The sequence below is a fragment of the Acidiluteibacter sp. genome (genome assembly GCF_055129545.1).
In genome coordinates, this window is the sequence record NZ_JBSRUB010000014.1 from 82,940 (window position 1) to 108,255 (window position 25,316).

Consider the following 25,316-nt stretch of genomic DNA (forward strand, 5'->3'; position numbering starts at 1 on the left):
TATAAATAATCCTAGAGCTTTCTTTATCACATTGGCGGTCATAATGGAGTCAAAAACAATCGCGTTTAACTTCTTTATTTTGTTAAATTTGTTCCCCTAATGAAAGATGAAGGAAGAAATATATTTTCAGTTTTCGATGATATTTTAGATCGAACAGCAAAAGAAAATTTACTAAATCAAAAGGGATTAGTGATCTGGATGACAGGATTGTCGGGATCAGGAAAGACAACCATTGCTATTGCCTTAGAACGCTTGCTTAATCAAAAAGGCTTTCTAACTCAACTATTAGATGGAGATAATATTCGAAGTGGAATCAACAATAACCTGGGGTTTTCTGAAAATGATCGTACCGAAAACATCCGAAGAATAGCTGAAATTAGCAAGCTTTTCTTAAACTGTGGAATCATTACTATAAATTGTTTTGTGAGTCCTACCAAAGCTATCCGAGCGCAAGCGAAAGAAATAATTGGAGCAAACGACTTTATGGAAGTATTTATAAACACTCCATTAGAGATTTGCGAACAACGAGACGTAAAAGGCTTATATGCCAAAGCTCGAAAAGGAGAAATTAAAGATTTTACAGGAATTGATGCTCCTTTTGAAGCTCCTGAAAGTTCATTCATAGATATTAAAACGGTAGATAGAAGTCCAGAGGACGCTGCCAAAGAATTAGTTAAAAACATTCTATCCAAAATTATAAAGGCATAACGTATGCAAGCATATAACTTATCGCATTTAAGCGAATTAGAATCAGAAGCCATTTACGTTTTACGTGAAGTAGCTGCACAATTTGAAAACCCCGTATTGTTGTTTTCAGGAGGAAAAGACTCCATTACTTGTGCGCATTTAGCTCGAAAGGCATTTTGGCCAGCTAAAATTCCATTTACGTTTATGCACGTAGATACTGGCCACAACTTTCCTGAAACAATAGAATTCAGAGATTACTACTTGAATAAATTAGGTGTTAACTTAATTGTAGCTAGTGTTCAAGAATGCATCGATCAAGGGTTGGTGACTGAAGAGAAAGGATTTTTAGCAAGTAGAAATGCATTGCAAACCGTAGCACTTTTAAAGGGTGTAGAAGACAATAAGTTTGATGCTGCAATTGGAGGAGCCCGAAGAGACGAAGAAAAAGCAAGAGCAAAAGAGCGTTTCTTTTCGCATAGAGATGATTTTGGACAATGGGATCCGAAAAATCAACGACCTGAATTGTGGAACATCTTTAATGGGAAAAAGAATTTAGGCGAAAGTTTTAGAATTTTTCCTATCTCCAATTGGACAGAAATGGACATTTGGCAGTACATCTTGAAAGAGAAAATGGAGTTACCTCCGTTATACTTTTCTCACGAAAGAGAATGTTTCATTCGTGATGGTGTAGTGATGTCAACTGGAGAACATGTACCACAAAGAGATACAGAAACTACGGAAAAAATGATTGTTCGTTTTAGAACCATTGGCGACATGACTTGTACGGGAGCTGTCTATTCTGATGCTGACTCTTTAGAGAAAATTATAGAAGAAGTAGCTAGTACTAGAGTCACCGAAAGAGGAACTCGATCAGATGACAAACGATCTGAAGCCGCTATGGAGGACCGTAAGAAACTAGGTTACTTCTAATTAATTCAACCCAACTGACAACGTTTTAATCAACGATAGATAACAAACACCATGAGTAAAGACCCTTATTTAGATATGGAATTATTACGCTTCTCGACTGCGGGAAGTGTGGATGATGGAAAAAGCACATTAATTGGTCGAATGCTTTACGATTCGAAATCAATTTTTGAAGACCAATATGAAGCCATCGAAAAAACAAGTAAAAAGAAAGGTGATACGCAAGTAAACCTTGCTTTATTGACTGATGGATTGCGTGCGGAACGCGAGCAAGGAATCACCATTGACGTGGCCTACCGTTATTTTGCTACACCGAAACGTAAATTTATCATAGCCGATACCCCAGGACACATTCAGTATACCAGAAACATGGTTACCGGTGCTTCTACTTCTAATCTATCCATCATTTTGGTAGATGCTAGAAAAGGGATTATCGAGCAAACGTATCGCCATACTTTCATCTCTTCATTATTGGGTATTCCTCACGTCGTATTCTGCATCAATAAGATGGACCTAGTGGATTATGATGAGGAGACTTTTTATAAAATCAAAAAAGACATTGAAGCCTTTGCATCTAAATTAAATGTAAAAGACATTCACTTTATTCCAATCAGTGCTCTGAATGGAGATAATGTGGTAAATAAATCCACAAACATGGATTGGTACCAAGGTGGCACGCTACTTTATTTACTAGAAAATATACACATTGGTAGTGATCACAACCACATAGATTGTCGTTTTCCAGTGCAATATGTTATTCGTCCTCAATCAGCAGAATTTCCAGATTATAGAGGTTATGCGGGTAGAATTGCAGGTGGAGTATTTAAACCAGGAGATGAAGTAGTAGCATTACCTTCAGGATTTAGTTCGAAAGTAAAAAGCATCGATACCGCTGATGGTGAACTAAAAGAAGGATTCGCCCCTCAATCAGTTACCATTACATTAGAAGATGAGATAGACATCAGTAGAGGAGATATGATTGTTCGAGTAAACAATCAGCCGAAAATAAGCCAAGACATTGATATGATGGTTTGCTGGATGAGTGACAAACCTTTGATTAAAGGAGGAAAGTATGCGTTGATTCACACTACAAATGAAGCAAGATGTGTGATTAAAGATGTTAAGTATAAGGTAAACATCAATACACTTCACAGAGAGGAGACTGATAAAAATATTGGCATGAATGATATTGGACGAATTTCTATTCGAACAACAAAACCATTATTTTTTGATAGTTACCAAAAGAATAGAAATACAGGAAGTTTAATCTTGATCGATGAAGCAACCTTCGAGACTGTTGGTGCCTGTATGATAATTGATTAATCAGATAGAACTGAATTTAAATAGCCGCTCTATTTCTAGAGCGGCTATTTTTTTGATTTTTATCCAATTCTAACATCAATTGGTATGGTATACCGCACACTTGCTTTTCTACCAGTTTGTTCACCTGGCGTGAATTGAGGGAGTAAGTTAATTACTCGCTTCACTTCCTTATCCAAATCCTTCGCACCCGCCATTCCTCTCAGAATTTTCACTGCATCTACATTACCTTGTTTATTAACCACAAAGGATACAAATACTTTTCCGCTTTCTCCTCTATCTTTAACCGTTTGTGGAATTCGAATATTCTCTGAAATAAATGCTCGAATGGCATTTTCTGTACATTTTGCTCTAGAATTATTATCTAGCAAATTACAATCGCCCAAAGCAGGCATTACTTCTACTCTAATAAAAATTTCATTTTCATCAATTATTTCAGGAGGCATTTCAGCAATTATAATCTCCGGGGGCAATTCTATTGGATTTGGTAGAATGGGCTCAGGAGTGACTTCTGCAATTGTTTTAACCACTTTTATTTGATCGGTAATTTGCTTTGGTGGTGCAGGCTTAGGTAGTGGTTTGGCCGATTTTAGAATTACAATAGGAATCAATTCGTCATCAATAGGATACGTTTTTGATTTCTTCACTATTGGAGTTAGTTTAGGCGTAGTGTATTGAAAAGCAACCAAAGCCAATGACAAGCTAGCCACCAATCCAATTTGAAAAAACAATCCCCTTTTGCGTTCGAGGTTTTTTGAAGCACTCTTTTTAATTTCCATAACTTATAGTTTTAAGATGAATAGATAGAAAAAAGTAGAGGTACTACATAAAAACAGAATTTAATAAGAATGAACTTATATAAAACGGAATGGGTATTCGAATTATTGTCTTGCTAAAAAAATATAGCTCTTGAATAAAAAAATGGCACAAAAAAATCCCGCTACATTCTTCCTGTAACGGGATTCTTATAAATTATAAATCTAGTATAATCTATCTCAAAGTAAAGTTTACAGGTATGTTATACCTTACTCTAGCTTTTTTACCTCTTTGCTCACCCGGAGTAAATTTAGGCATAGACTCTACTACTCGAATTGCTTCTTTTTCTAGTGCTTTACCACCTATTCCTGACACTCCTTTTAAGACAGCTACGTCAGTTACTTTTCCCTTCTGATCGATTACAAAAGTTACAAAAACTCTACCTTGAGTATCCGCATCTCTAGCCATTGGAGGATAAACAGTATTACTACCGATGAACTTTTGTAGTTCTGCGTTAGAACAAGCATCTCTTTCTGCCTTCGGTTTTGTTTCACAACCAGGAAATACGGGCATATTCTCAACGATCATAAAGATTTCTGCTTCTTCGATAATCTCTTCAGGTTGATCAAAAATCTCAGTAGTTTGATCTGCTTCAGAGTCTTGAATTTCTACTTCATTCTCAATTTCCTTATCATCTTCCACGATCTCCAAAATTTCTTGTGGGGGTGGTGGCGGGGGTGGTGGCGGTGGAGGTGGTTGGTTCTGCATTGTAATCGGGATGATTTCATCCTCGATATCTTCCACTTGAAGTGTACCTAAATCAGATACGGCCTCGTATGAACGATACTCAAATGCAGCCAATACTACTCCTAAAGTAATCACCAAGCCGATTTGAAAAAACAAACCGCGCTTCTTTTCTAGGTTAACTTTTGGACTTTTCTTTGGTTCCATATTAAAATTATTTACGGGGTATAAAAATAGTAATTTTTTACGTACTCCCTCAGTAATGTATGTTAATTAAAATTTAAGTTGACAATTCTTCAAAATCACTTGAACATATTCGTTTGCAAAACACTTCAGCTACTTTTTTAAATAGCGTCGATATAACCAATAACTCGAAAATAAAATTCCTATTGTGTTCGCCAAAAAATCTTCCCACTCTCCACTTCTGCCTTCTACAAGATAATGTTGAATCAATTCAATTAAACCACCAAACAAAATACTCCAATAGGCACTAAACAAAAGTTTAGAAAGGTTAAATCGATCTGATTTAATGTATCCAAAAGACAACAAAGCAACAAGGATGGTATAAAATACAAAGTGAACGATTTTATCAGCTCCCTTAAACATTGGGATAGGAATCCCTGTCAATACGCGTGTACTTAAAAATAATACACCGACCATCCAAATGATAGCCGGTGTAAAATAACTTATTTTCTTTAATCGATTAAGCAATTTCCGCTTGGTATGCCTCAGCTGATAGTAAATTATCTACTTCTGAAGAATCACTCATTCTGATTTTAATCATCCAACCCGCACCATAAGCATCATCATTTACACTCTCAGGTGACCCATCAAGGTCTTCATTCATCTCAATCACTTCTCCGGACAATGGCATAAACAAATCAGATACCGTTTTAACAGCTTCTACTGTACCAAAAACCTCACCGTGACTCAACGTATCACCAACCGTTTCTATTTCTACATAAACGATATCACCCAATTCACTTTGAGCATAATCAGTAACTCCTACTGTAGCGATATCGCCATCAATCTTGATCCATTCGTGCTCTTTTGTATACTTTAATTCAGAAGGAATATTCATGTTCTATATGTTTAAATTTTTATCGTTCAAATTTAGTATTTCATCTGCTATTGTGAAAGCGTAAAGCGCAAACTAATTCCAGCATTTGTATTAACTGTTGGAAAAGAAGATGAAACAAAGGGGGTATTCATGATTCGATCGTAGAAGGCTCTAATATTCAGTCGAGAACTCAGTACATAATCTGCAGTAAATTTAATTGAGAAAATGCGCTGTCCTGCAGTTGATTGATTTTCTTTCTCAACTATCTTTCGAATGATTGTTCTGTTATTTCTTATCGAGAAATCAGCACGCAAATCCACGTCGCTTACTTTTTTGTTCCCTTTTGCAGAAAATGGAAACTTCACATTTTTCAAACGATAACCTAAACCTATCACCATCTCTGTCCCTTTTACTTCTGTCAGTTGGTTATTATTTAAACTCAACGACATGTTTCTATCTTTTTTGTACTCTAATCTGGTCAATAAACTATTATTCCATGTCATATCTATATTCATTAACGGGCTAAACTGCTCGCTAATACTTACTGAGGCCACTTGTTTACTTGGAATAAAATCTCCGCTATTATTCAAACGAGCATCTGGAACATCTTCATCAAAGAATGGGTTGGTAGTGAATGAACCAACATTGAATGTAGAGCGATATCTGTGTCCAATTGTAAAGCTTTTAAAGAATCGTTTAAAGAAATCCAATTTAGATAATCCGTCATAGGTAATGCTCCAGTTCGGCACAGGGATTCTACTTGTAAAATCACCCAACTCAAATCCACTAGCACTCTTTCCACTATATGCAGCAAGGAACGAATTAATCAATACCTCTTGTGATGTACTTCCATATCCATCTGAATATATTCCACCTGAGGTGTCAGTGTAGGTAAATGTAGAATATGAATTCTCATTTCCTAATCGTTGTGAAATTATGGAGCGGTTTTCCAAAAATTGATCAAATGCGTCATTATTATAATCCTCATCATCTTTTACAAATGCAGTTCGAATACTTATAAAACTCGTACTAAAACTTCCATTAACTTGATTGGGTCCAAAATCATATCCTCCCAATTGTCCAGTATTCGAATTTAATAGAGTGTCATTCCAGATGTAATACCTCGAAGTGCTTTCTGAATATGTCTGGTTAGCGGTCAATTCAATCCTTAGGTCTTTAATTGGCTGAAAACTTGCCCTTAAGTTTATATTTTTAGAATAGGTTTTGGCGTAGGTTCCAGAAATAAACAAAGTTCCTGCATCATTGCCTTCTAGTAGCCACCCTTCATTTAATGCCCGATCAAAAAACTTAGTGCCGGGTTCTTGCAGTCCGACCACAAAACCAGCACCCGGTGCTTGAAAGTTTCCGTCAAACCCTAAGACATTCATATCTCTATTGTAATTCGGTAGAACCGTTCCTTCATTTACACTGTAGGTACCTGAAAGAGTTTTTAAACTCATCGCCAATCGGCTAAAATTGTCAATGATATGAAGTCGGAAGAAACTCGGCTCATCTTCTTTAGTCGTATCTTCGATTTCACCAGCCTCTACTTTTTTACGGTATGTTTTATCAGCTAAAGTCAAACCTTTTATATCATCTTTCTTTTTTCTCGGTTTGCTTAAATCTCTCAAATACTCCACTTTATTATACAATGAAGTCATATTCAAGTTGGTATTCAATGCGTAATTCCCAGAGTTTTTAATCGTAGCACCCAAAGTATCAGCGTCTATATCACCATTTAACATCCAATTGTAATTACCAGTATAGGTAGCATTAGCAGATATCCACTCGAAATATGGAATCTTGGCGAAAGGCAAGGTGTAAGTTAAATTGACACTCTGTGAAAATTGAGTATTGGAACCAAATTTCAACACATTGTCCCAAACCTCATTGGTAAATTGTTTGTATTCATCTTTCTCCTCCCGATCTACTCTACCTTCCGGTTCACCAATCTGCGCCATATTGTTGGCACTGTAATTAAAAATTAAAGACTTCGCGATATTGTAGCGTAAGGAATAAACTCTATTCCAAGTAAATGTTTTTTGATAGAAGGGATCGAACTCAAAAAAGGCGGAAGTATTGTTACGCACTTGCCGTTCATTATAGGACCTATTAACTTGCGTTTGAAAACTATACTGCGTTGGATATAAATTAAAGTTGATGTCTTTAATTAAAGTAAATGCTTTTCGCTCTTTAAAGAAGGATACATTTTTAAATGGCTCTATCGACAATGGTTTTGCCGTATAGTTATAATTAAGTCCTCCTCTATACGTCTTTCTAGAATCATACTCTGTGTTAATGTCACGGTGAAAGGTTTCTGTATAAGCGTAACTTACAGCAAAATTTGAGATATCAAATGGCAATAACTTCTCTTTGGTTGGCGATCGCTCCTTCCTTACATTGGTAAAATTGATACTCTTCGTTTTGGTATAATCATCCGTGATCCGACGAATAGAATCTCTATAATCCTGAGTTAGATCATTATCCTGAATCAAGTCATTCAAGGGAACGTCAGGATCTAAAGGATTATATTTAGGACGAATAATATTTTCAGATACTCCAAAATACATCGGAATACTCAACATAGCTTGCTCTGGCAATAATTTACCCAACTCCACTGAAGTTGATAAATCATATTGCATTCTAGTTTCTTGCTGACGCTCATTCAATTTCTGTTCTAAGCTTCCCCAACCTGGAGTACTCATACTTCCTGATAAAGTAACCGCTCCTAAATCAGCAATTTGAGCTGTAGCTCTAGCAGTAGCAGCCCATCCACCATCGTTATCAAAGTCTGACAGTCGCAATTCATTCACCCATACTTCGGCACATTTAGGCAATCCGTCGTCTTGAAAAACTGTTTCTCCAGTCCGTAAATTCTTCACTCCAATCATTACCAATCGCACTTCAGCCAAGTTTGGGTTTCCCTTCACTCGAATAGTATTTTTATCCCCATCTGCTTCTGCATATGGCGTGGTTATACTAATCCCTGAAGAAGCATCAAGCATTCGAACATTTCTATTTTTCTTAACTCTTAGCAAACGATCGAATTCTAAATCTATATTATTCGCTTCTGGCCAAATCAAATCAGGAGAACTACTAGTTGTTCCAAACGGTGTAACACTTAATGGAACTTCATACTCATAATAATTTTGATCGAAGTCGATTGCCAATCGAAGAACAACTGCAATATCATTGTCTCTCAAACCACCTTCTTGACCTGCAGCTTCGGCATGGGCATACATTTTTATTTTCTTGTATTGACGAATGTCTAAGTCTACATTTCTGTATGCAGACCTACTATAGCCATCATTTAGATTACATACATTTAAAACCAATGACTGTTCATTAATTTGTCTCAAATTGGTTGTTCCAAAATCAACTTCTCTTTGGATCCCAGGAGGAATGGTATAGTTAATTGGAAAACGATTGGAGTTTTCCTCCACATTAACAGCACCAACACTAAATGTTGTCGACCCTTCTTCGTCGTTGTGTGTATCTCCAGGTATTAATTTATCATTCACATATTTCCGCCATTCTCCTCTAACTAAATCTAATTGAGCAAAACGGAGAACTACATTATCGTCAAACCCTTTCATAAACATTCGCATAAATCGAATGGACTTAAAGTCACGAATACTACCTACCGTTTTGTCTGGCTGACGAATTGGAATTTTAAATTGAAACCACTTTACCTCTTTCAAATCTCCATTTGGCGCCTTAGAGGTTGCAGTCAACACATCGGTAATATAATTGCTCCCCACATTTTCTATCTGCAATGCTTGAGGAGATAGATTAACTTTGTATTGGTAATAGGTTTCTGTGCGATCTAAACTGAAGTTTCCATTCAAATCTTCATTATCAGGAAGGTTAGTGGACGATGTAGAAAATCCAGAATTTGCTGATTGAGCAGGCGAATTCCCTTCTGTTCCATTAAATCGCTTATACCGATCTAAAATTGAAAGTTGCTGTTGATCGTAATCATCACCTCTATAATAATGAAAATCATCATTTGATGGGTCACTATTAAAATCATTAAATGCATTTGCATCTAATGTATTTTGCAGCTGGGTCATGTATTCTGAAAAGTTTGCTCGCTCAGCATCATTCTTCAATCCGTCCAAACCAACATCTTGATTATCTCGAGCATTCGGATTATTATCAAAAGCATCGATAATATAAGTTACTGTTGGGATTCTTCCCCAAATTACCGAAGCAGTATTCTGATTACCACCTTCATTAGGCAATCCATTTTCGAACATCAATCGACCATCTTTCAAGATATCTTCACTGATACTACCAATGTTGAAATATAGATCTCCACCCTTCTGTCCGGGATTACCGTCCTGTTCTGCGAATGGATCCATCATCCAAAACTGAATAAACTCCACATTGCTTGCTTCAAAATCACTTGTCTGGATATCTCTCATAATTCCACCCCAACGTGAAGAAGGGTCTTTCAGTGTTCCATTCGGATTTAATCCAGCCGAAACCCCTGGTCTACCAGAAACATCATAGTTGAAAGGACCTCTCTCATTGGGATAGTAAGCTAAGTCTAACGTTTGAATAATTTGATTCACAGTGTTATCCACTGCCTTATTTGGAAAAACTTCTGTTTGTAAAACTTGTCTTGAATAATTATTGGCTTGCGATTCTGATTTCTTCAAATAGCCCGGAGTTCGGCTATCGGTTGTACTAAAAAATAGTGGATCAATACTGTACCAAGCCAAATGTGCACGATTGAAGCCGTAGGCTAAATCTCCATTATAATTCCCTTCAGGAAATAAGTCATCTTGCCCTTGAGGTGTACTGGCCAATCGCCATGCAAAAGGGCTTTGAAGCGGAATAGTAGATTGCGACCCTTCAAAATCATCAATATAGGCAACTCCTGCTTTAGAAATGGCTTTAGAATTTCCTGGAAACAATCGAGCAAATTCTCCTTGAACAGTAAATGTTGATTTCTCTTTAGTGTCGTAAAAAGGTAATTTATCCGCGAACGTGGTCAATAAGGGAACCTCTGTTCTATAGGTTCCATCTAAACCAACTACAGTATTTGAAATTGGCTCGTCGCCAATATTTATTTTACGAGTAATGGGTCGCTCTGTTAAATTTAATACCGTACCTCCAACTGAGAAGTCTTCAGAAACTCGATAATCCAATCGAGTTCCCATTAATGTCTTTGTTTGTATATTAAACAATGAGTTACTTCCTAATGAAATTTTAATCGGTGTTCCAGATTCCAAAATTCCTTGATTCAAGATGGTGATCCTTCCTAAATTGTAATCCACTTGATAATCTTGATTCTCTACCAATGGCGCACCTCCTGCAGTTACTACTACAGATCCTTGCGGAATGTTGAATGTATTTAAAGAAATCTCTGAAGAAGAGCTAGATTGATAACTTCCTTTAAATGTAAACCTATCGTGATCTGCATCTTGCTCTGCTAAAACTTGGGTGGTGGTATACAAGGAATCAAATGCATATTTATCCCCTAATTCTTGGGTTCCCAGCTTCTGCCTTAATGTTTGCCCAAAAGGTTCAAGAACTGGAAAATAGATTCTTCCGTTCTTTTCGTTGATAGTAATTCCCGGAATAAAATCGAATACTCCATCGCCTCTTTCCGTCTTAGCATTATTGACAGTCATTCGATCTAGATTCAACACATTCAACAGTGGAGTTTTTTCAATCGGTCCTGCAGGAATAAAAGGTATTTCTACACCAGTTTCCGCATTTAAATACCAAATTTCAAATTTAAAATCAGTTGGATTAATGTTAAAGGCATCCAATGAATAAACGTTTTTCATCATCAAATCCCACATCGGCATAGCAGTATTGATGATTGATCCTTTTAGTAATTTTAAATACAATGCGTCTTGTCCATCGATCCCATCTGTAGATAAATCACCGACTTGGTAAACCTGTCCATTATAGGTATATCGGTAAGAAACAGCTAAAATGTCCTGTGGATTCAATTGTCTATTTAATGAAATATAACCCAAGGCCCTGTTTATGGTATACTCTGATGGATTCAAAAGAACCGCATTTTGAAGCCTTTCATAATCTTCACCCGTCCTAAATCCTGCAGCAGCTAGTGGCTGATCTGCATTATTAAAACTTCTAATTTGTTGCGCTCCAGGCAAATCAGCATTTACCTTTTGATACAAATTGTTAGTACCGTTAGAAGGCACCTGCAACGAAGAGGTTGCTTGAGCTAAATTATTATTGAAGATTCTATTTCGCTCTGCTAAATCTGTAAATGCAATTATATTCTTTGTATTATTAAAAGCACCCTGATTGTTAGTTACATATATTTCAATGTCTGTAATTTGAATCCTAGAATTTACTCGTGGCGGCTCTTGCAATGCCTCTTCATAACTCTCTCTAAAAAAGTGGGACAAGAAAAAGTGCTTGTTGGTTTCATATTCTGCAGCCGATTTCTCAAACTCTTGTGTCTGGGCTCCACCTTTCACTTCAATAGATTTTCGTTCTCCTTTTTCTTGAGAGAATATAGAGGTAACTCTTAATCGACCAAACTGCAATTCGGTTTTTATTCCAAATAAGGTTTGACTACCATTTATGAGTGAACTTTGCAGCGGTAATGAAACGTTTCCTGCCTCAATTTTTTGAATAATTTCATCCTCATAACCAGTATATTCTAGCTTTGTTTGATTCTCGAAATCAAACGTGGCTTCAGTATTATAACTTGTGGAAAGTTTCAATTTTTCACCAATGTTTCCAATCACATTCAATTGGATTCGCTGCTGAAAATCAAAGGAACTTGTTCGTCGCTGACGTTCCGGTATAATTGGATTGTTACGCCTAGATACATTAACCCCAAATGACAACTCTGCAGAACCTTGTGGTCGAATATCAATGGTATTCCCTCCAAAGATTCGGTCAAACAATTCTCCTTTCACCTGTAGTTGTGGCCTAAATCCCTCAGATCGCTCAATTGTTTCAGCATCAGACTTACTCTTCCAATACTCCTTCATTCGCTTTGTAGCATCGTAATTGGCATAATCTTCCATACTCATGTAAGTAGGACTACGATAATACTTCTCTCCAATTCTTTCGTAATAATTGTATTGTCCTGTTTCAGGATCATACTCAAACCCTGATTTTACATTGGAAGGAGTTTTTAAGTAGAGTGGACTTTTGTCCGTAGTAAAAGGATCACCACTATTGTCTCTAAAAGGATAAATTAAATCGAGTGTATCGTCGTCAGTAGAATCGATTGGAACACTAATCAAATAATTGGTATTATCCTTTAAAGCATAACTTTCGTTGCGGATTTCTTCTACATAAGGAAAGGTCTCAATAGCAGAATCGCCAGCTCCTACAGAGTCATAAATGACTCCAAAAAGTGCTAAAGCGACTATCGACCTAAATGTATACTTAACGCTAACTTTCAATGGGTATTCCTATACTATATACTCTTCAGCACTTGTTTAATAACTTCCTCAACGGTTATTTCTGGAGAGGCCTTTAAAATTTTAGCAATAGACTTCTCTGCTTGAATTTTATTAAACCCGAGCATAACCAATGCTGATAACGCTTCTTCCTTAAGTGTATTGTCTACACCAAAAGAAAAATCTGATTCTAAACTTACTTTTGAGAGTTTGTCTTTCAAATCAATTACAATTCGCTGAGCAGTTTTGGCTCCAATACCTTTTACACCTTTCAATGCATTAATGTCATTGGATAAAATAGCATGGCGGGTTTCATCTGGACTTAAAGACGAAAGAATCATCAATGCCGTTGAAGAACCAACACCAGAAACAGTAATCAATAATCGAAACAAAGTGCGTTCACTTTCTTCTTTAAACCCGTAAAGAATGTGCGCATCATCTCGTATAGTTAAATGAGTTAACAACTTACAATTTTCATCAGCTCCTAACTGAGTAAAAGTTGTCAATGAAATAAAAATTCTATATCCTACTCCGCCACAATCAATCACGACGTAGGTAGGCGTTTTTTCAGTTAATTTTCCTTGAATATGAGCAATCATTAATCTTTCCTCGTTTGAGCGTCAACCACCGCAATGGTCACCATATTTACTATTTCACGAACATTACAACCTAACTGCAAGATATGTACAGGTTTTTTCATTCCTAACAAAATCGGACCAACCGCTTCTGCTTCTGACATTTCTTGTATTAATTTATACGCTATATTTCCTGCTGATAGGTTAGGAAAGATAAGCACATTTGTTTTCTTATTAGCTAAAGTACTAAATGGAAACTGCTCATTCAATAATTCTTTGCTCATCGCAAAATTTGCTTGCACTTCTCCATCTACAATAATATCTGGATGATCTCTGTGCAATATTGCTACAGCTTTGCTTACTTTTTTTGCTTCCTCGTAGTCTGAAGATCCAAAATTTGAGAAAGACAACATCGCAATTCTTGGTTTTATTTTAAAACGAGTCACTGCCTTGGCTGTTAATACAGCAATATCAGCTAAATCCTCTGCGGATGGATTCACGTTAATCGTAGTATCTGCAAAGAAAACCGGACCATTTTTAGTGTTTACAATATACATTCCTGCAATTTTGTTCACCCCTTCTTCAGTTCCGATTGATTGCAATGCAGGCTTTATTGTTTCTGGATAGTTTCGTGTAATACCTGAAATAAAGGCATCAGCTTCTCCTGCTTCAACCATCATTGCTCCGTAATAATTACGATCTCTCATTTTTAATACAGACTCATATTCTGTTAGCCCTTTACGCTGACGCTTTGCATACAATAATGCGCCATACTTCTGTCTTAACTCTTCTTGATCTGCTGCTTTTGGGTCGATAATTGTCGCATCAGCTAGATCTAGGTTGTTATCTTTTATGAGCGAATTGATCTTAATTAAGTTTCCTAACAATATTGGAATTGCTATTCCTTCATCTTTTACAATTTGTGCTGCCTTCAAGACTTTATAAGTATCTGCTTCAGCAAAAACGACTTTCTTAGGATTTTGAACTGCTCGTTCTGTTAAGTTTCTTGTCAATTTATTTTCAAGCCCTAATCTTCTACTCAACTCTTCCTCATAGGCGTTCCAATCAGAAATGTGATTTTTTGCAACTCCAGATGCCATTGCAGCCTTTGCAACTGCAGGAGCGACTGCCAATATTAATCTAGGATCTAATGGTTTAGGAATGAAAAAATCTCTACCAAAAACTAAATTTCTAGTTCCATATGCTTGGTTTACCACTTCAGGAACAGGCTCTTTGGCTAATTCTGCAATGGCCTTTACAGCAGCCAATTTCATTTCCTCATTTATTCCGGTTGCTCTTACATCCAAAGCTCCTCTAAAAATAAAAGGAAAACCTAACACATTATTCACTTGGTTAGGATGATCAGAACGACCTGTGGCCATAATAATATCCTTCCGAGTGCTCATCGCATCTTTATACCCAATTTCAGGATCAGGATTTGCTAGAGCAAACACAATTGGATTATCGGCCATTGATTTGACCATCGCCTTGGAAACTACATTCCCTTTACTCAAGCCCAAGAACATATCAGCACCTTTCATCGCATCAGCCAATGTATGAATATCCCTATCTGTTGCAAACATTGCCTTCGATTCGGTCAACTCTTTGTTGTCCTTACGGATAACACCCTTACTATCGCACATCACAAGATTCTCTGGTTTTACACCTAAAGAAAAATAGAGCTTAACGCATGCCATGGCAGAAGCACCTGCTCCATTCACGACTACTTTAACTTCTCCAATCTTTTTATCTGCCAACTCTAATGCATTTAATAATGCAGCTGAAGTGATAATAGCAGTACCATGCTGATCATCATGCATGATTGGAATATCCAACTCTTCTTTTAACCTTCTTTCGATTTCAAAACATTCAGGAGCTTTGATATCTTCTAAGTTTATACCACCAAAAGTTGGAGCTATAGCTTTTACGGTATTAACAAATGCATCAACATCCTTTGCATCTACCTCTATGTCAAAAACATCAATATCTGCGAAAATCTTAAATAACAGTGCTTTTCCTTCCATCACCGGTTTAGATGCTTCAGGTCCGATATCGCCTAAACCAAGAACTGCTGTTCCATTTGAGATTACAGCAACCAAGTTCCCTTTAGCCGTATATTTATAAACATCCTCCTTATTTTTCTCTATCGCAAGACATGGCTCTGCTACTCCAGGAGAGTAGGCCAATGACAAATCTCGCTGAGAACTGTAAGGTTTTGTTGGTATAACTTCTATCTTGCCTGGCTTTCCTTGAGAATGGTAATCTAGGGCTTCTAATTGCTTTCTATTTTTCGGCATTTTTATTAACTTAAGAGCCAGTAAAAGTAAGCATTAATGAAGTGATTAGAAAATTACTTTTAGTGATAAAACTCAAGGATAAAAAGAAAAAATATTGAAAAGGATTGTCATATTAACCGGCGCAGGAGTTAGCGCAGAAAGTGGATTAAAAACGTTTCGAGATTACAACGGATTATGGGAGAATTATAAAATAGAAGATGTAGCCACACCAGAAGCTTTTATTAAGAATCCGGCACTAGTTTTAAGTTTTTACAACGAAAGAAGAAGACAAATGAAAAGTGCTGAGCCAAACGAAGCACATTATAATTTAGCTCGACTTGAAGATCGCTATGACGTAACAATCGTCACACAAAACATTGACGATTTGCACGAAAAAGCAGGATCCACTAACGTGCTTCATCTGCATGGAGAATTAAATAAAGCTGAAAGTTCTAAAAATCCTCGATTAATTTATGATTTAAATCACAATGACATAGCCATTGGCGATTTTTGCGAAGAGGGACATCAACTTAGACCCCATGTTGTATGGTTTGGAGAAGCTGTTCCTAATATGGAAAAGGCATTGCGAATTACTGCAGAAGCAGATATTTTTATCATCATTGGGACTTCATTAGAGGTTTATCCTGCAGCTAGCTTAGCCAATTATCCACCACCACATTGCATTAAATTCCTCATCGACCCTAACACTCCATTGATTCGTGACGAAAATGATTTTACGATTATAAAAGAAAAGGCCAGTAAAGGAACTTCCTTACTGGCCAATCAATATCTAAAATAAGATTTAAACTATTTTGTGATGATCAATTTTTGTGATTCAGTTGATTTTCCATCCAATCTAAAATTGTAAAAATAAATTCCTGAATTCAATTCAGTAGCAGCAACATTTACAAATCCTTTATTTGCGTTCAAAGGAATCGTTTTTACTTGTTGACCCAACATATCATAAATTTCAATCGTTTTAGTAGAGAAATTCTTCGTGAAATCATAAGTTACCTTGAACTGACCATTTGAAGGGTTAGGTCCAATTGATACCGTATAATCCTTCTTTGCAATTTTATTTAAACCTACAGTTGTAATCGCAAATTGAATGTCAACATAAGCTGAATCATTTGTATTAAAATGATCGAAAGCAACATATCTGAATGTTTGTGTACCAAATTCATAGTTTGGATTATTGAATGTTCCATTGTAAAAATTATTTGGATCATGGTACATAGAAAGGGTCTTGTTTAAGGAATCTTTTCTAATCCATACAATATCACTAGGATCATTATACCTAATTGGTTGAGAACCTACAACAGTAGCTCCTAGACAAGTAAACCCCCAACAAAAGTAGTTCGACGTGCTATCGACTAAGGGAGCCATTTCGTATCTTTTCAAATCTACACGAATTGAATCAGAAGTAGAATTAATATTTTTAACGTACATTTTAACGTCCGGCGCCAATGACAAATCTGCCTCGGAGAACCAGTATCCAACAGTTGTACCTGTTACATTAGCATTCGTTTTGGGATTTATAAATTGAAAAGACTGCGCAAAAGTGGCAAAACCAAATACTAGTCCAGTAAAAGCGAGTAATATTTTTTTCATATTGTATTTTTTAATAATGCAACAAATATAAGTTTTCTTAACTAATTATTATACACAGACAGAATAGTAGACAAAAAAAAGACCCATTCGAGGAGAATGAGTCTTTTATGATATTCTATATTATTAAAGAGTTTGTTTTACTTCCACCTCTTCGTAGGCTTCAATAATGTCTCCCTCTGTAATGTCATTATAATTCTCGATGTTCAATCCACACTCATACCCTTTAGCTACATCTTTCACGTCGTCTTTGAAACGTTTCAATGAACCTAATAACCCGGTGTAAACCACGATTCCATTTCGAACAATTCTAACTTTATGGTTTCTATTGATTTTTCCATCCAATACCATACAACCTGCAATAGTACCGACTTTAGAAATCTTAAATGTTTCTCTAATTTCCAATGTAGCAGTTACACGCTCTTCAATTTTAGCAGCAAGCATACCTTCCATTGCTGCTTTAATTTCGTCGATAGCAGCATAAATAATAGAATACAATCGGATATCGATTTCTTCTCTTTCGGCTACTTTACGTGCATTTACAGAAGGTCGAACTTGGAAACCAACGATGATCGCATCAGAAGCTGCTGCTAACATAACGTCAGACTCACTAATCTGTCCTACAGACTTGTGTATCACATTCACCTGTATTTGATCAGTTGACAATTTCAACAATGAATCAGACAATGCTTCAATAGAACCATCCACATCACCCTTGATAATAATATTCAACTCTTGGAAATCACCAATCGCAATTCGACGACCAATTTCATCCAACGTAATGTGTTTCTTAGTTCTAACACCTTGTTCACGTTGCAATTGAAGACGTTTTGTCGCAATGTTCTTCGCTTCTTTCTCGTCGTCCATTACTCTGAACTTGTCTCCTGCATTTGGTGCTCCACTCAATCCCAATAGAGAGAAAGGCATAGAAGGACCAGCCTCATTTATTTTCTGACCACGTTCGTTGAACATCGCTTTTACCTTACCATAATGAGGACCTGCCAAAACAACATCTCCCATTTTGATAGTACCAGATTGAACCAATAGGGTAGAAACATATCCACGTCCTTTATCCAATTCAGATTCAATAACTGTTCCGACACCATTTTTATTTGGGTTGGCTTTGACATCCAACATTTCAGCTTCCAACAACACTTTTTCAAGCAATTCTTCCACTCCTTGTCCTGTTTTCGCAGAAATTTCTTGAGCTTGAAATTTTCCTCCCCACTCTTCAACTAGTATATTCAATTGAGATAACTCTTCTCTAATTTTATCAGGATTAGCTGCAGGACGGTCAACCTTGTTCAGTGCAAACACAATCGGCACACCAGCTGCTTGAGCATGATTAATTGCTTCTTTAGTTTGTGGCATCACGTTGTCATCAGTTGCAATCACAATAATAGCAATATCAGTAACTTGTGCACCCCTAGCCCTCATCGCAGTAAACGCTTCGTGACCCGGTGTATCTAAGAAAGTAATTTTCTTTCCACTATCTAATTCTACATTATAAGCACCAATATGCTGAGTTATACCACCAGCCTCTCCGGCAATTACATTTGCTTTTCGAACGTAATCCAATAATGAAGTTTTACCGTGATCTACGTGTCCCATCACAGTAACAATAGGACAACGCTCTATTAAATCCTCAGGATTTTCTATTTCTTCTTCAACAGATTCTTGATCTTCAGAATCTACAAATTCAGTTTCAAATCCAAATTCTTCAGCTACAATTGAAATCGTTTCAGCATCTAATCTCTGGTTGATAGAAACAAATAATCCCAAACTCATACAAGCTGAAATTACTTCGTTTACACTCACATCCATCATTGATGACAAATCGTTTGCAGTAACAAATTCTGTTACTTGCAATACTTTCATTTGTGCTTCTTGTTCTTCGATGTCCTTTTGAGTTTGCTCACTTGCAGCATCTCTTTTTTGACGTCTATATTTAGCACCTTTTGATTTCGAGGTATTCCCTTGAAGTCTAGCTAATGTTTCTTTTACTTGATTTTGAATGTCCTTTTCAGTCAATTCAGGCTTATCTTCTCTTTTCTTACCACCAGTACTAAGACCGCCACCTTTGGCGCCTCTTGGTCCTTTTCCTCTTCGAGCATCTTTTTCTTGAGCCGTTTCTTGAGGTGTATTAATTCGCTTTCTACGTTTGCGTTTTGGCTTTTCTGTTTCTTTCTTATCAGAAGATGAAGCAACTGGTTTTTTTACAGGCTTCGTAGGCAACTCAATCTTACCAAGCACCTTAGGCCCGTCCAGTTTTTCATAAGAAGTTTTTATTTCTTCTCTCTCTTTTGGAGCTTCTTTTACAGGAGCTACCTCCTCAACTTTAGCAGCCTTCGTTTTGTCAGCAGCCACTTTTTCTTTGTCTGCTTTCTCTTTCGCCTTTTGCTCTTCGGCCTTTTTATGTCGAATGGTTTCCTCTTTCGCTAATCGATCAGCTTCTTCTTTGGCTTTTTTCTTTGCTTCAGCGGTTTCCTTTTCTTTGTCCTTTTTAGACTTTTTGTCAGGACGAGTCTTTAAATTTAACTCATCTAGATTAATTTTTCCCAACACCTTTGGACCACCAGTATCTTCATCAGAAACAGGAACCTCCTCCATCTTGATAGCTTTAGAAGCCGGCTCGACTACTTTTGGCGCTTCATCTTTCGGTGTTTCTTTAATTTCCTCTTTCGGAGCAGCTTCTTTTACGGAAGCTTCAGGAACTTCCTTCTTTGGTTCCACTGCTACATTAGCAGGAGAAACATTCTTAATCAAAATACCTTGATCGTCGTCGTCATCATCTTCGTCTTCTTCATCAGCAGCAGCAGCTTTTGGCGCTTCTTCTTTTGAATCAAGACTAATTTTAGCACGCTCATTTGTAGGTAGCGTTACTTTTTCAGACTCTTCTTTGGCACTTTTCTCAGATTGAAACTCATTGGAAAGAATCTCATAAGCAATATTGTCAATCTTCGTATTGGGATTGCTCTCAATAGAGATATTCTTAGAAGACAAGAAATCTACAATGGTGGAAATACCAACATTTAGCTCTCTTGCAACCTTACTTAATCGTTTCGTTATAACCTTATCAGACATATTGTTTTCGTCCTATTTTTTACAAATTTAAAAAATCTCTTGCTTCTTTCCTGCATTTGCAAGGAGACTATTCAAACTCAGATTTCAAAATGCTTCGAATTTCTTCGATTGTCTCTTGTTCTAAGTCTGTTCTTTTCACTAAATCTTCAACAGAAAGCTCTAATACACTTCTTGCTGAATCGCAACCAATGGCTTTAAATTCATCAATAATCCATCCTTCGATTTCATCAGAGAATTCATCCAAAGCAACATCATCTTGTTGTTCTTCATCTTGATCACGGAATACATCAATTTCATAACCGGTTAACTTTCCAGCCAATTTAATGTTGTGACCACCTTTACCAATCGCCAATGAAACTTGATCTGGGTTTAAATATACCTCAGCTCTTCCAGATTCATCGTCTAATTTAATAGAGTTTATTTTTGCAGGGCTCAACGCTCTGGTAATGTACAGCTGTGTATTATTGGTATAGTTGATTACATCAATATTCTCATTTCTCAATTCACGAACAATTCCGTGAATTCTAGAACCTTTCATTCCTACACAAGCACCAACTGGATCGATTCTATCATCGTAAGATTCCACTGCTACTTTGGCTCTTTCACCTGGCTCACGCACAATATTCTTAATGGTAATTAATCCATCAAAAATCTCAGGCACTTCCATTTCAAACAAACGCTCCAAGAATACTGGAGAGGTTCTAGAAAGTGTAATAATTGGCTTATTATTTCTCATCTCTACAGCAGAAACAACCGCTCTTAGAGAATCTCCTTTCTTAAAATAATCGTTTGGAATTTGTTCTGTCTTAGGCAGCAACAATTCGTTTCCTTCATCATCTAATACCAACAATTCTCTTTTCCAAACTTGGTATACTTCACCGGTGATAATGTCACCAACTCTGTCCTTATAGTTTTTGAAAATGTTGTCCTTCTCTAATTCCAATACTTTTGAAATCAAATTTTGACGCAAAGCCAATACTGCTCTTCGTCCAAAATCTAACATTTTAACAGCTTCTGATACTTCTTCACCCACCTCAAAGTCAGGTTCAATTTTTATAGCATCAGAATAAGCAATTTGACTATTCTCGTCTTCCACTTCACCATCTTCAACGATTTCTCGGTTTCTCCAAACCTCCAAATCTCCTTTATCAATATTAATAATGATGTCAAAGTTATCATCTGCTCCATATCTTTTAATGATCATGTTTCTGAAAACAGTTTCCAGAATGTTCATTAATGTTGGACGGTCGATGTCTTTAAATTCTTTAAATTCTGCAAAAGACTCTGTCAGGTTTATCTTTTCCATTTCTTACTTATTTAAACGATATAATTATTCTAGTTTCTTTAATCTCATTCATCGGAATTTTATCCTGATGAACAATTAATTCTTTTTTCTTTTTCCCTTCGACTTTTTCCTTCGTCTCATACTCTAACGTCACTTCATCTTGATTGGCATCAATTAGCAACCCTTTCATTTTCTGACCTTCCACTTTAACAATACTCACTTCTCTACCAATATTTTTTACATATTGTTGAAAAACTTTAAATGGTTGATCTAATCCAGGAGACGACACTTGAAGTTCAAAATCATCAATCTCGCGATCTAAAGAAGAGTCAATATGTCTACTCATAGCCACACATTCATCAATGCTTATCCCATCTAAATGATCTAGCTCTACTCGAATTTGATTCGAAGCACTCACGGTCAAATCCACTAAATAGTTCTCAGAACCTTCTAGTTTCTCATCAATTAACGCACGAATTGTTTTTTCTGTAATCATGAATATACTGCTATAAAAAGAGGGGACATCAGTCCCCTCCAAATATCAACTTATTAAATCGGTTGCAAATGTACACATAAAATACATATTTGAATCAAGTTGCAGAATAATTGTGATTATGGGAGGCTAAACTTACTTTTGTAAATTACAAATCAATATAAATAATTTAAAACTCAATTACATTATGGAAGAAATCGACGTATCCAAATACCAAGACCAATTGGTAGAAATGGTTCTTACTTACGGACCAAAATTAATCTTAGCAATACTTACTCTTATTGTGGGTTTGTGGGTGATCAAATTTTTCACAAAGACAATCTCAAATATCCTAGATAAAAGAGAAATAGATGCCTCTTTGAAGCCGTTTCTAAAAAGTTTATTCAGTATGGTCATGAGGGTTCTTTTAGTCATCACTGTGATGGGTATGATAGGGATTGAGATGACTTCTTTCATTGCTATTTTAGGTGCAGCCGGTTTAGCAATTGGTATGGCACTATCAGGTACTTTACAAAATTTCTCAGGTGGTGTAATTATATTGATTATCAAACCTTTTAAAGTTGGCGATTTCATAGAAGCTCAAGGATATTCTGGAACTGTGACAGCTATACAGATCTTCAACACTATTCTAAAGACTCCGAACAACCAAGTAATAATTATCCCTAATGGTGGATTATCAACGGGATCAGTTACTAATTATTCTGTAGAAAGCACAAGAAGATTGGTTCAAACCTATGGAATCGACTATAGCGATGACATCAAAAAAGCAAGAGAAATTTTATTGAGAATTGTGAATGAAGATAGTCGCGTATTACAAGATCCTGCTCCGGTTGTGGTTCTAGAAGGTTTAGGCGATAGTTCAGTTAATTTATCACTTAGAGCTTGGACTAAAAACGAAGATTATTGGAATGTTAACTTCGAAACAACAGAAAAAGTAAAGAATGCGTTTGATGCAGAAGATGTAACATTCCCTTTCCCACAAAGAGATGTACACATGATTCCTGTGAATTAAGAAATAAAAACAAGTCAAAAAAAATAGCCCTGCGGTATTGAACCGCAGGGCCATTTTTATTTAACAGGCAATCACTATTTCATTACAGCGATTTTAGTTGTTTTGATTTCGTCACCTATTTTCAGGTTCACAAAATACAAACCATCGGATAAATCAGAAGTATTCACTTCTAAAATTTGAGTTCCAACATTAACAGAACCATAATTTTTAAAGCTCACTTGCTTACCAGTCATATCCAAAATAGTCGCCTCTACGTTTGCGCTTTTCTTCAAGTTTAAAGTCACATTTGTAAAATCGTTGGCAGGGTTCGGATACACTGAAAAGTCAACAGATGAAGCAACATTTTCTTTTGCTCCTACTAGAGTAGATAGCTTTGTTTCTTCTACATTTAAAATTTCATATTCATCCAATCCACCATTTGGATTGTAATAGTTGACAAAAGCAACGAATGAAATGTCCTTCATTTTCCAAGCTGGATTAATTGTTACTGAGTAAGAGTTAGTGTGAGAAGAGTTCAATGTTGGGTTGGTTGCAAAATAAGCAGCATCACCCCAAGTTCCGGTAGGAACTGAACGAACCACATGCTTGTGAACAAAACCAACAATTGGATTACCTTTCCCATTGTATGGATGACCTGCAATAGTATTGTAATAGTTTACTTGATTATATCCAGACCCCGTCCCAGTTACACTATCTTCAACCACAAATAAGGTTACTCTTAAATTTTGTGGATCAACTGGATAATCAACAAAATTTACATCTACATTTACGTTAGCAGTATTTCCTGAAACTTGACCTGAAATAGAAACATTACAGGGTGTTGGTAAAGCTTTTTGTGCATTTACTGCATTTACCCAACCATTAGTAGCTCTGCTAATTGCTACATCAGCTTCTCCATCGAAAAATTTTCTATCAATAGTTGCAGTAGGAGCTCCTGATGCAAATGCTGCTGCGTAAGCAGAGTGTGCAGGGATAGTCATTGCATCAGTACCAAAACCAGCATGAATACCCACAGCCACAGCTTCAGGAATTGTTGCTAAAATATTCTCAACAATTACAGCTCCATCTGGGCAAAATTGACATGGAGCGGTAGTAAATTCTTCCACTAACACTCTCTTACTACCTGAAGTCCCATTGTTTACAAAAACAGATTTTACAACAGTATCGTTATTTGCGACCGCATCTGCAACAGAATTAGGCTCAGAAACCCACACCTTAATATTAGTATAAACTCCAGGATTAGTCGCTGTCCAATTCATTGTATGAGTAAAAGACTGTTTTGTAAAACTTGGCAAATTCAATGTAAGAACATCTGTATTTACTGTAGTTCCGCCATCTGCTGACCAATTCACTTTTAAACTTGAAATCGCATTTAAACCGTTATTCTCGAATTCTCCAGAAATAACAGCGTTGGAAGCATTGGTATATAAACTATTCATAGATACAGATCTCATCGCCGCATCATTATTAACTGGTGTAAAGATTCTAATATTATCAATATACAATAAAAACATGTCGTTAGAATTGTTTCTCCATGCTAAGTAAATGGTATCGTTGTCATAAACACTTAAATCTACAGTTCTTCTGTTCCATGTACTATTTTCTGCAGCTACAGTCAACAATGCTGGATGTGCCATCAACCCTGCAACAGTAGGAGTGGTGGTAGAAACTCGTAATTCATATCCATCAGGATAACTAGGGTCTGCTGCTAACGCATCAAACTGCAAATAATTACCTGTACCTAGAATAATAGAAGGGGAGATCATGTAATCATCTGCTGCACCTGCAGGAGTATACCAAGAAGTAGAAACTGCAGCTAAATCAGACGCACTAGAATCTGCAGCAGTCACCCATGCTGCATTCACAAAGCCAACATTTGCGGCTGGTGTTCTTCCATCGGAGTTAATTAATGTCCAATTTGCAAAAGGATTTGCACCATTAAAATTCTCTGAAAATATAGTCTGGCTAAACCCACTATATCCCAAAGACAATAAAACAATTGAAAAAAAGTAATTTTTGATTTTCATACAGTTAATTTAAATGTATATTAATTTAAGATTAACAAATATATAGAATCCAAAAT

The 25,316-nt window shown here is 36.5% G+C and carries 17 protein-coding genes; 5 read left to right on the forward strand and 12 right to left on the reverse strand.

The genetic code is table 11. From position 1 onward, the window contains the following. Positions 1-99 precede the first annotated feature (99 nt). From cysC to cysN, 3 genes are read left to right on the forward strand one after another with little or no spacing between them, the layout of a single operon-like run. Positions 100-708 carry an adenylyl-sulfate kinase gene (gene cysC, locus ACTB0X_RS09255; RefSeq protein ID WP_463024728.1) on the forward strand — a complete coding sequence of 203 codons (609 nt, stop codon included), beginning with the start codon at positions 100-102 and terminating at the stop codon, positions 706-708. A 3-nt stretch (positions 709-711) separates the two neighbouring features. Next, positions 712-1,617 (forward strand): sulfate adenylyltransferase subunit CysD, encoded by a 906-nt coding sequence (gene cysD, locus ACTB0X_RS09260; protein ID WP_463024729.1) that lies wholly within the window; start codon positions 712-714, stop codon positions 1,615-1,617. 51 nt (positions 1,618-1,668) lie between these two features. Further along, entirely contained in the window at positions 1,669-2,937 is a 1,269-nt protein-coding gene (gene cysN / locus ACTB0X_RS09265) for a sulfate adenylyltransferase subunit CysN (protein ID WP_463024730.1), read from the forward strand. A 59-nt stretch (positions 2,938-2,996) separates the two neighbouring features. Here cysN and ACTB0X_RS09270 read toward each other — a convergent pair whose 3' ends face one another. From ACTB0X_RS09270 to ACTB0X_RS09300, 7 genes are all read right to left on the reverse strand, one after another. Further along, entirely contained in the window at positions 2,997-3,713 is a 717-nt protein-coding gene (locus ACTB0X_RS09270; RefSeq protein WP_463024731.1) for an energy transducer TonB, read from the reverse strand. A 211-nt stretch (positions 3,714-3,924) separates the two neighbouring features. Next, positions 3,925-4,641 carry an energy transducer TonB gene (locus ACTB0X_RS09275; RefSeq protein ID WP_463024732.1) on the reverse strand — a complete coding sequence of 239 codons (717 nt, stop codon included), beginning with the start codon at positions 4,639-4,641 and terminating at the stop codon, positions 3,925-3,927. A 129-nt stretch (positions 4,642-4,770) separates the two neighbouring features. Then, positions 4,771-5,145: a VanZ family protein gene (locus ACTB0X_RS09280; protein ID WP_463024733.1), complete on the reverse strand. Its 375-nt coding sequence runs from the start codon at positions 5,143-5,145 to the stop codon at positions 4,771-4,773. Further along, on the reverse strand, positions 5,138-5,515 hold the full coding sequence (gcvH, locus tag ACTB0X_RS09285; RefSeq protein ID WP_463024734.1) for a glycine cleavage system protein GcvH: 378 nt from the start codon (positions 5,513-5,515) through the stop codon (positions 5,138-5,140). Before gcvH ends, ACTB0X_RS09280 begins: the two co-directional genes overlap by 8 nt. Before the next feature lie 47 nt (positions 5,516-5,562). Then, on the reverse strand, positions 5,563-12,903 hold the full coding sequence (gene sov, locus ACTB0X_RS09290) for a T9SS outer membrane translocon Sov/SprA (RefSeq protein ID WP_463024735.1): 7,341 nt from the start codon (positions 12,901-12,903) through the stop codon (positions 5,563-5,565). Positions 12,904-12,917: 14 nt separating this feature from the next. Continuing rightward, the gene (gene ruvA / locus ACTB0X_RS09295) at positions 12,918-13,499 is read right to left on the reverse strand and encodes a Holliday junction branch migration protein RuvA (protein WP_463024736.1); all 582 of its coding nucleotides are present in this window, start codon (positions 13,497-13,499) and stop codon (positions 12,918-12,920) included. Continuing rightward, entirely contained in the window at positions 13,499-15,772 is a 2,274-nt protein-coding gene (locus ACTB0X_RS09300; protein WP_463024737.1) for an NADP-dependent malic enzyme, read from the reverse strand. The genes ruvA and ACTB0X_RS09300 overlap by 1 nt, the downstream gene beginning before the upstream one ends. Before the next feature lie 94 nt (positions 15,773-15,866). On the opposite strand from ACTB0X_RS09300, the gene ACTB0X_RS09305 reads away from it, so the two are divergent. Beyond that, positions 15,867-16,550: an SIR2 family NAD-dependent protein deacylase gene (locus tag ACTB0X_RS09305; protein WP_463024738.1), complete on the forward strand. Its 684-nt coding sequence runs from the start codon at positions 15,867-15,869 to the stop codon at positions 16,548-16,550. Positions 16,551-16,558: 8 nt separating this feature from the next. Here the strand turns inward: ACTB0X_RS09305 and ACTB0X_RS09310 are convergent, their stop codons facing one another. The 4 genes from ACTB0X_RS09310 to rimP all read right to left on the reverse strand — a co-directional run bounded on the left by ACTB0X_RS09310 (position 16,559) and on the right by rimP (position 22,224). Further along, the gene (locus ACTB0X_RS09310; RefSeq protein WP_463024739.1) at positions 16,559-17,362 is read right to left on the reverse strand and encodes a T9SS type A sorting domain-containing protein; all 804 of its coding nucleotides are present in this window, start codon (positions 17,360-17,362) and stop codon (positions 16,559-16,561) included. Positions 17,363-17,485: 123 nt separating this feature from the next. Further along, positions 17,486-20,443 carry a translation initiation factor IF-2 gene (gene infB, locus ACTB0X_RS09315; protein ID WP_463024740.1) on the reverse strand — a complete coding sequence of 986 codons (2,958 nt, stop codon included), beginning with the start codon at positions 20,441-20,443 and terminating at the stop codon, positions 17,486-17,488. Between the two features lie 67 nt (positions 20,444-20,510). After that, complete coding sequence (nusA, locus tag ACTB0X_RS09320; RefSeq protein WP_463024741.1) at positions 20,511-21,749, reverse strand: transcription termination factor NusA; 1,239 nt, start codon at positions 21,747-21,749, stop codon at positions 20,511-20,513. Positions 21,750-21,756: 7 nt separating this feature from the next. Next, positions 21,757-22,224: a ribosome assembly cofactor RimP gene (rimP, locus tag ACTB0X_RS09325; protein WP_463024742.1), complete on the reverse strand. Its 468-nt coding sequence runs from the start codon at positions 22,222-22,224 to the stop codon at positions 21,757-21,759. Between the two features lie 184 nt (positions 22,225-22,408). Between rimP and ACTB0X_RS09330 the strand changes: the two genes are divergently transcribed. Beyond that, complete coding sequence (locus ACTB0X_RS09330; protein ID WP_463024743.1) at positions 22,409-23,233, forward strand: mechanosensitive ion channel family protein; 825 nt, start codon at positions 22,409-22,411, stop codon at positions 23,231-23,233. Between the two features lie 74 nt (positions 23,234-23,307). On the opposite strand, the gene ACTB0X_RS09335 is transcribed toward ACTB0X_RS09330, so the two are convergent. Next, positions 23,308-25,260 (reverse strand): choice-of-anchor J domain-containing protein, encoded by a 1,953-nt coding sequence (locus tag ACTB0X_RS09335; protein WP_463024744.1) that lies wholly within the window; start codon positions 25,258-25,260, stop codon positions 23,308-23,310. Between the last annotated feature and the right edge of the window lie 56 nt (positions 25,261-25,316).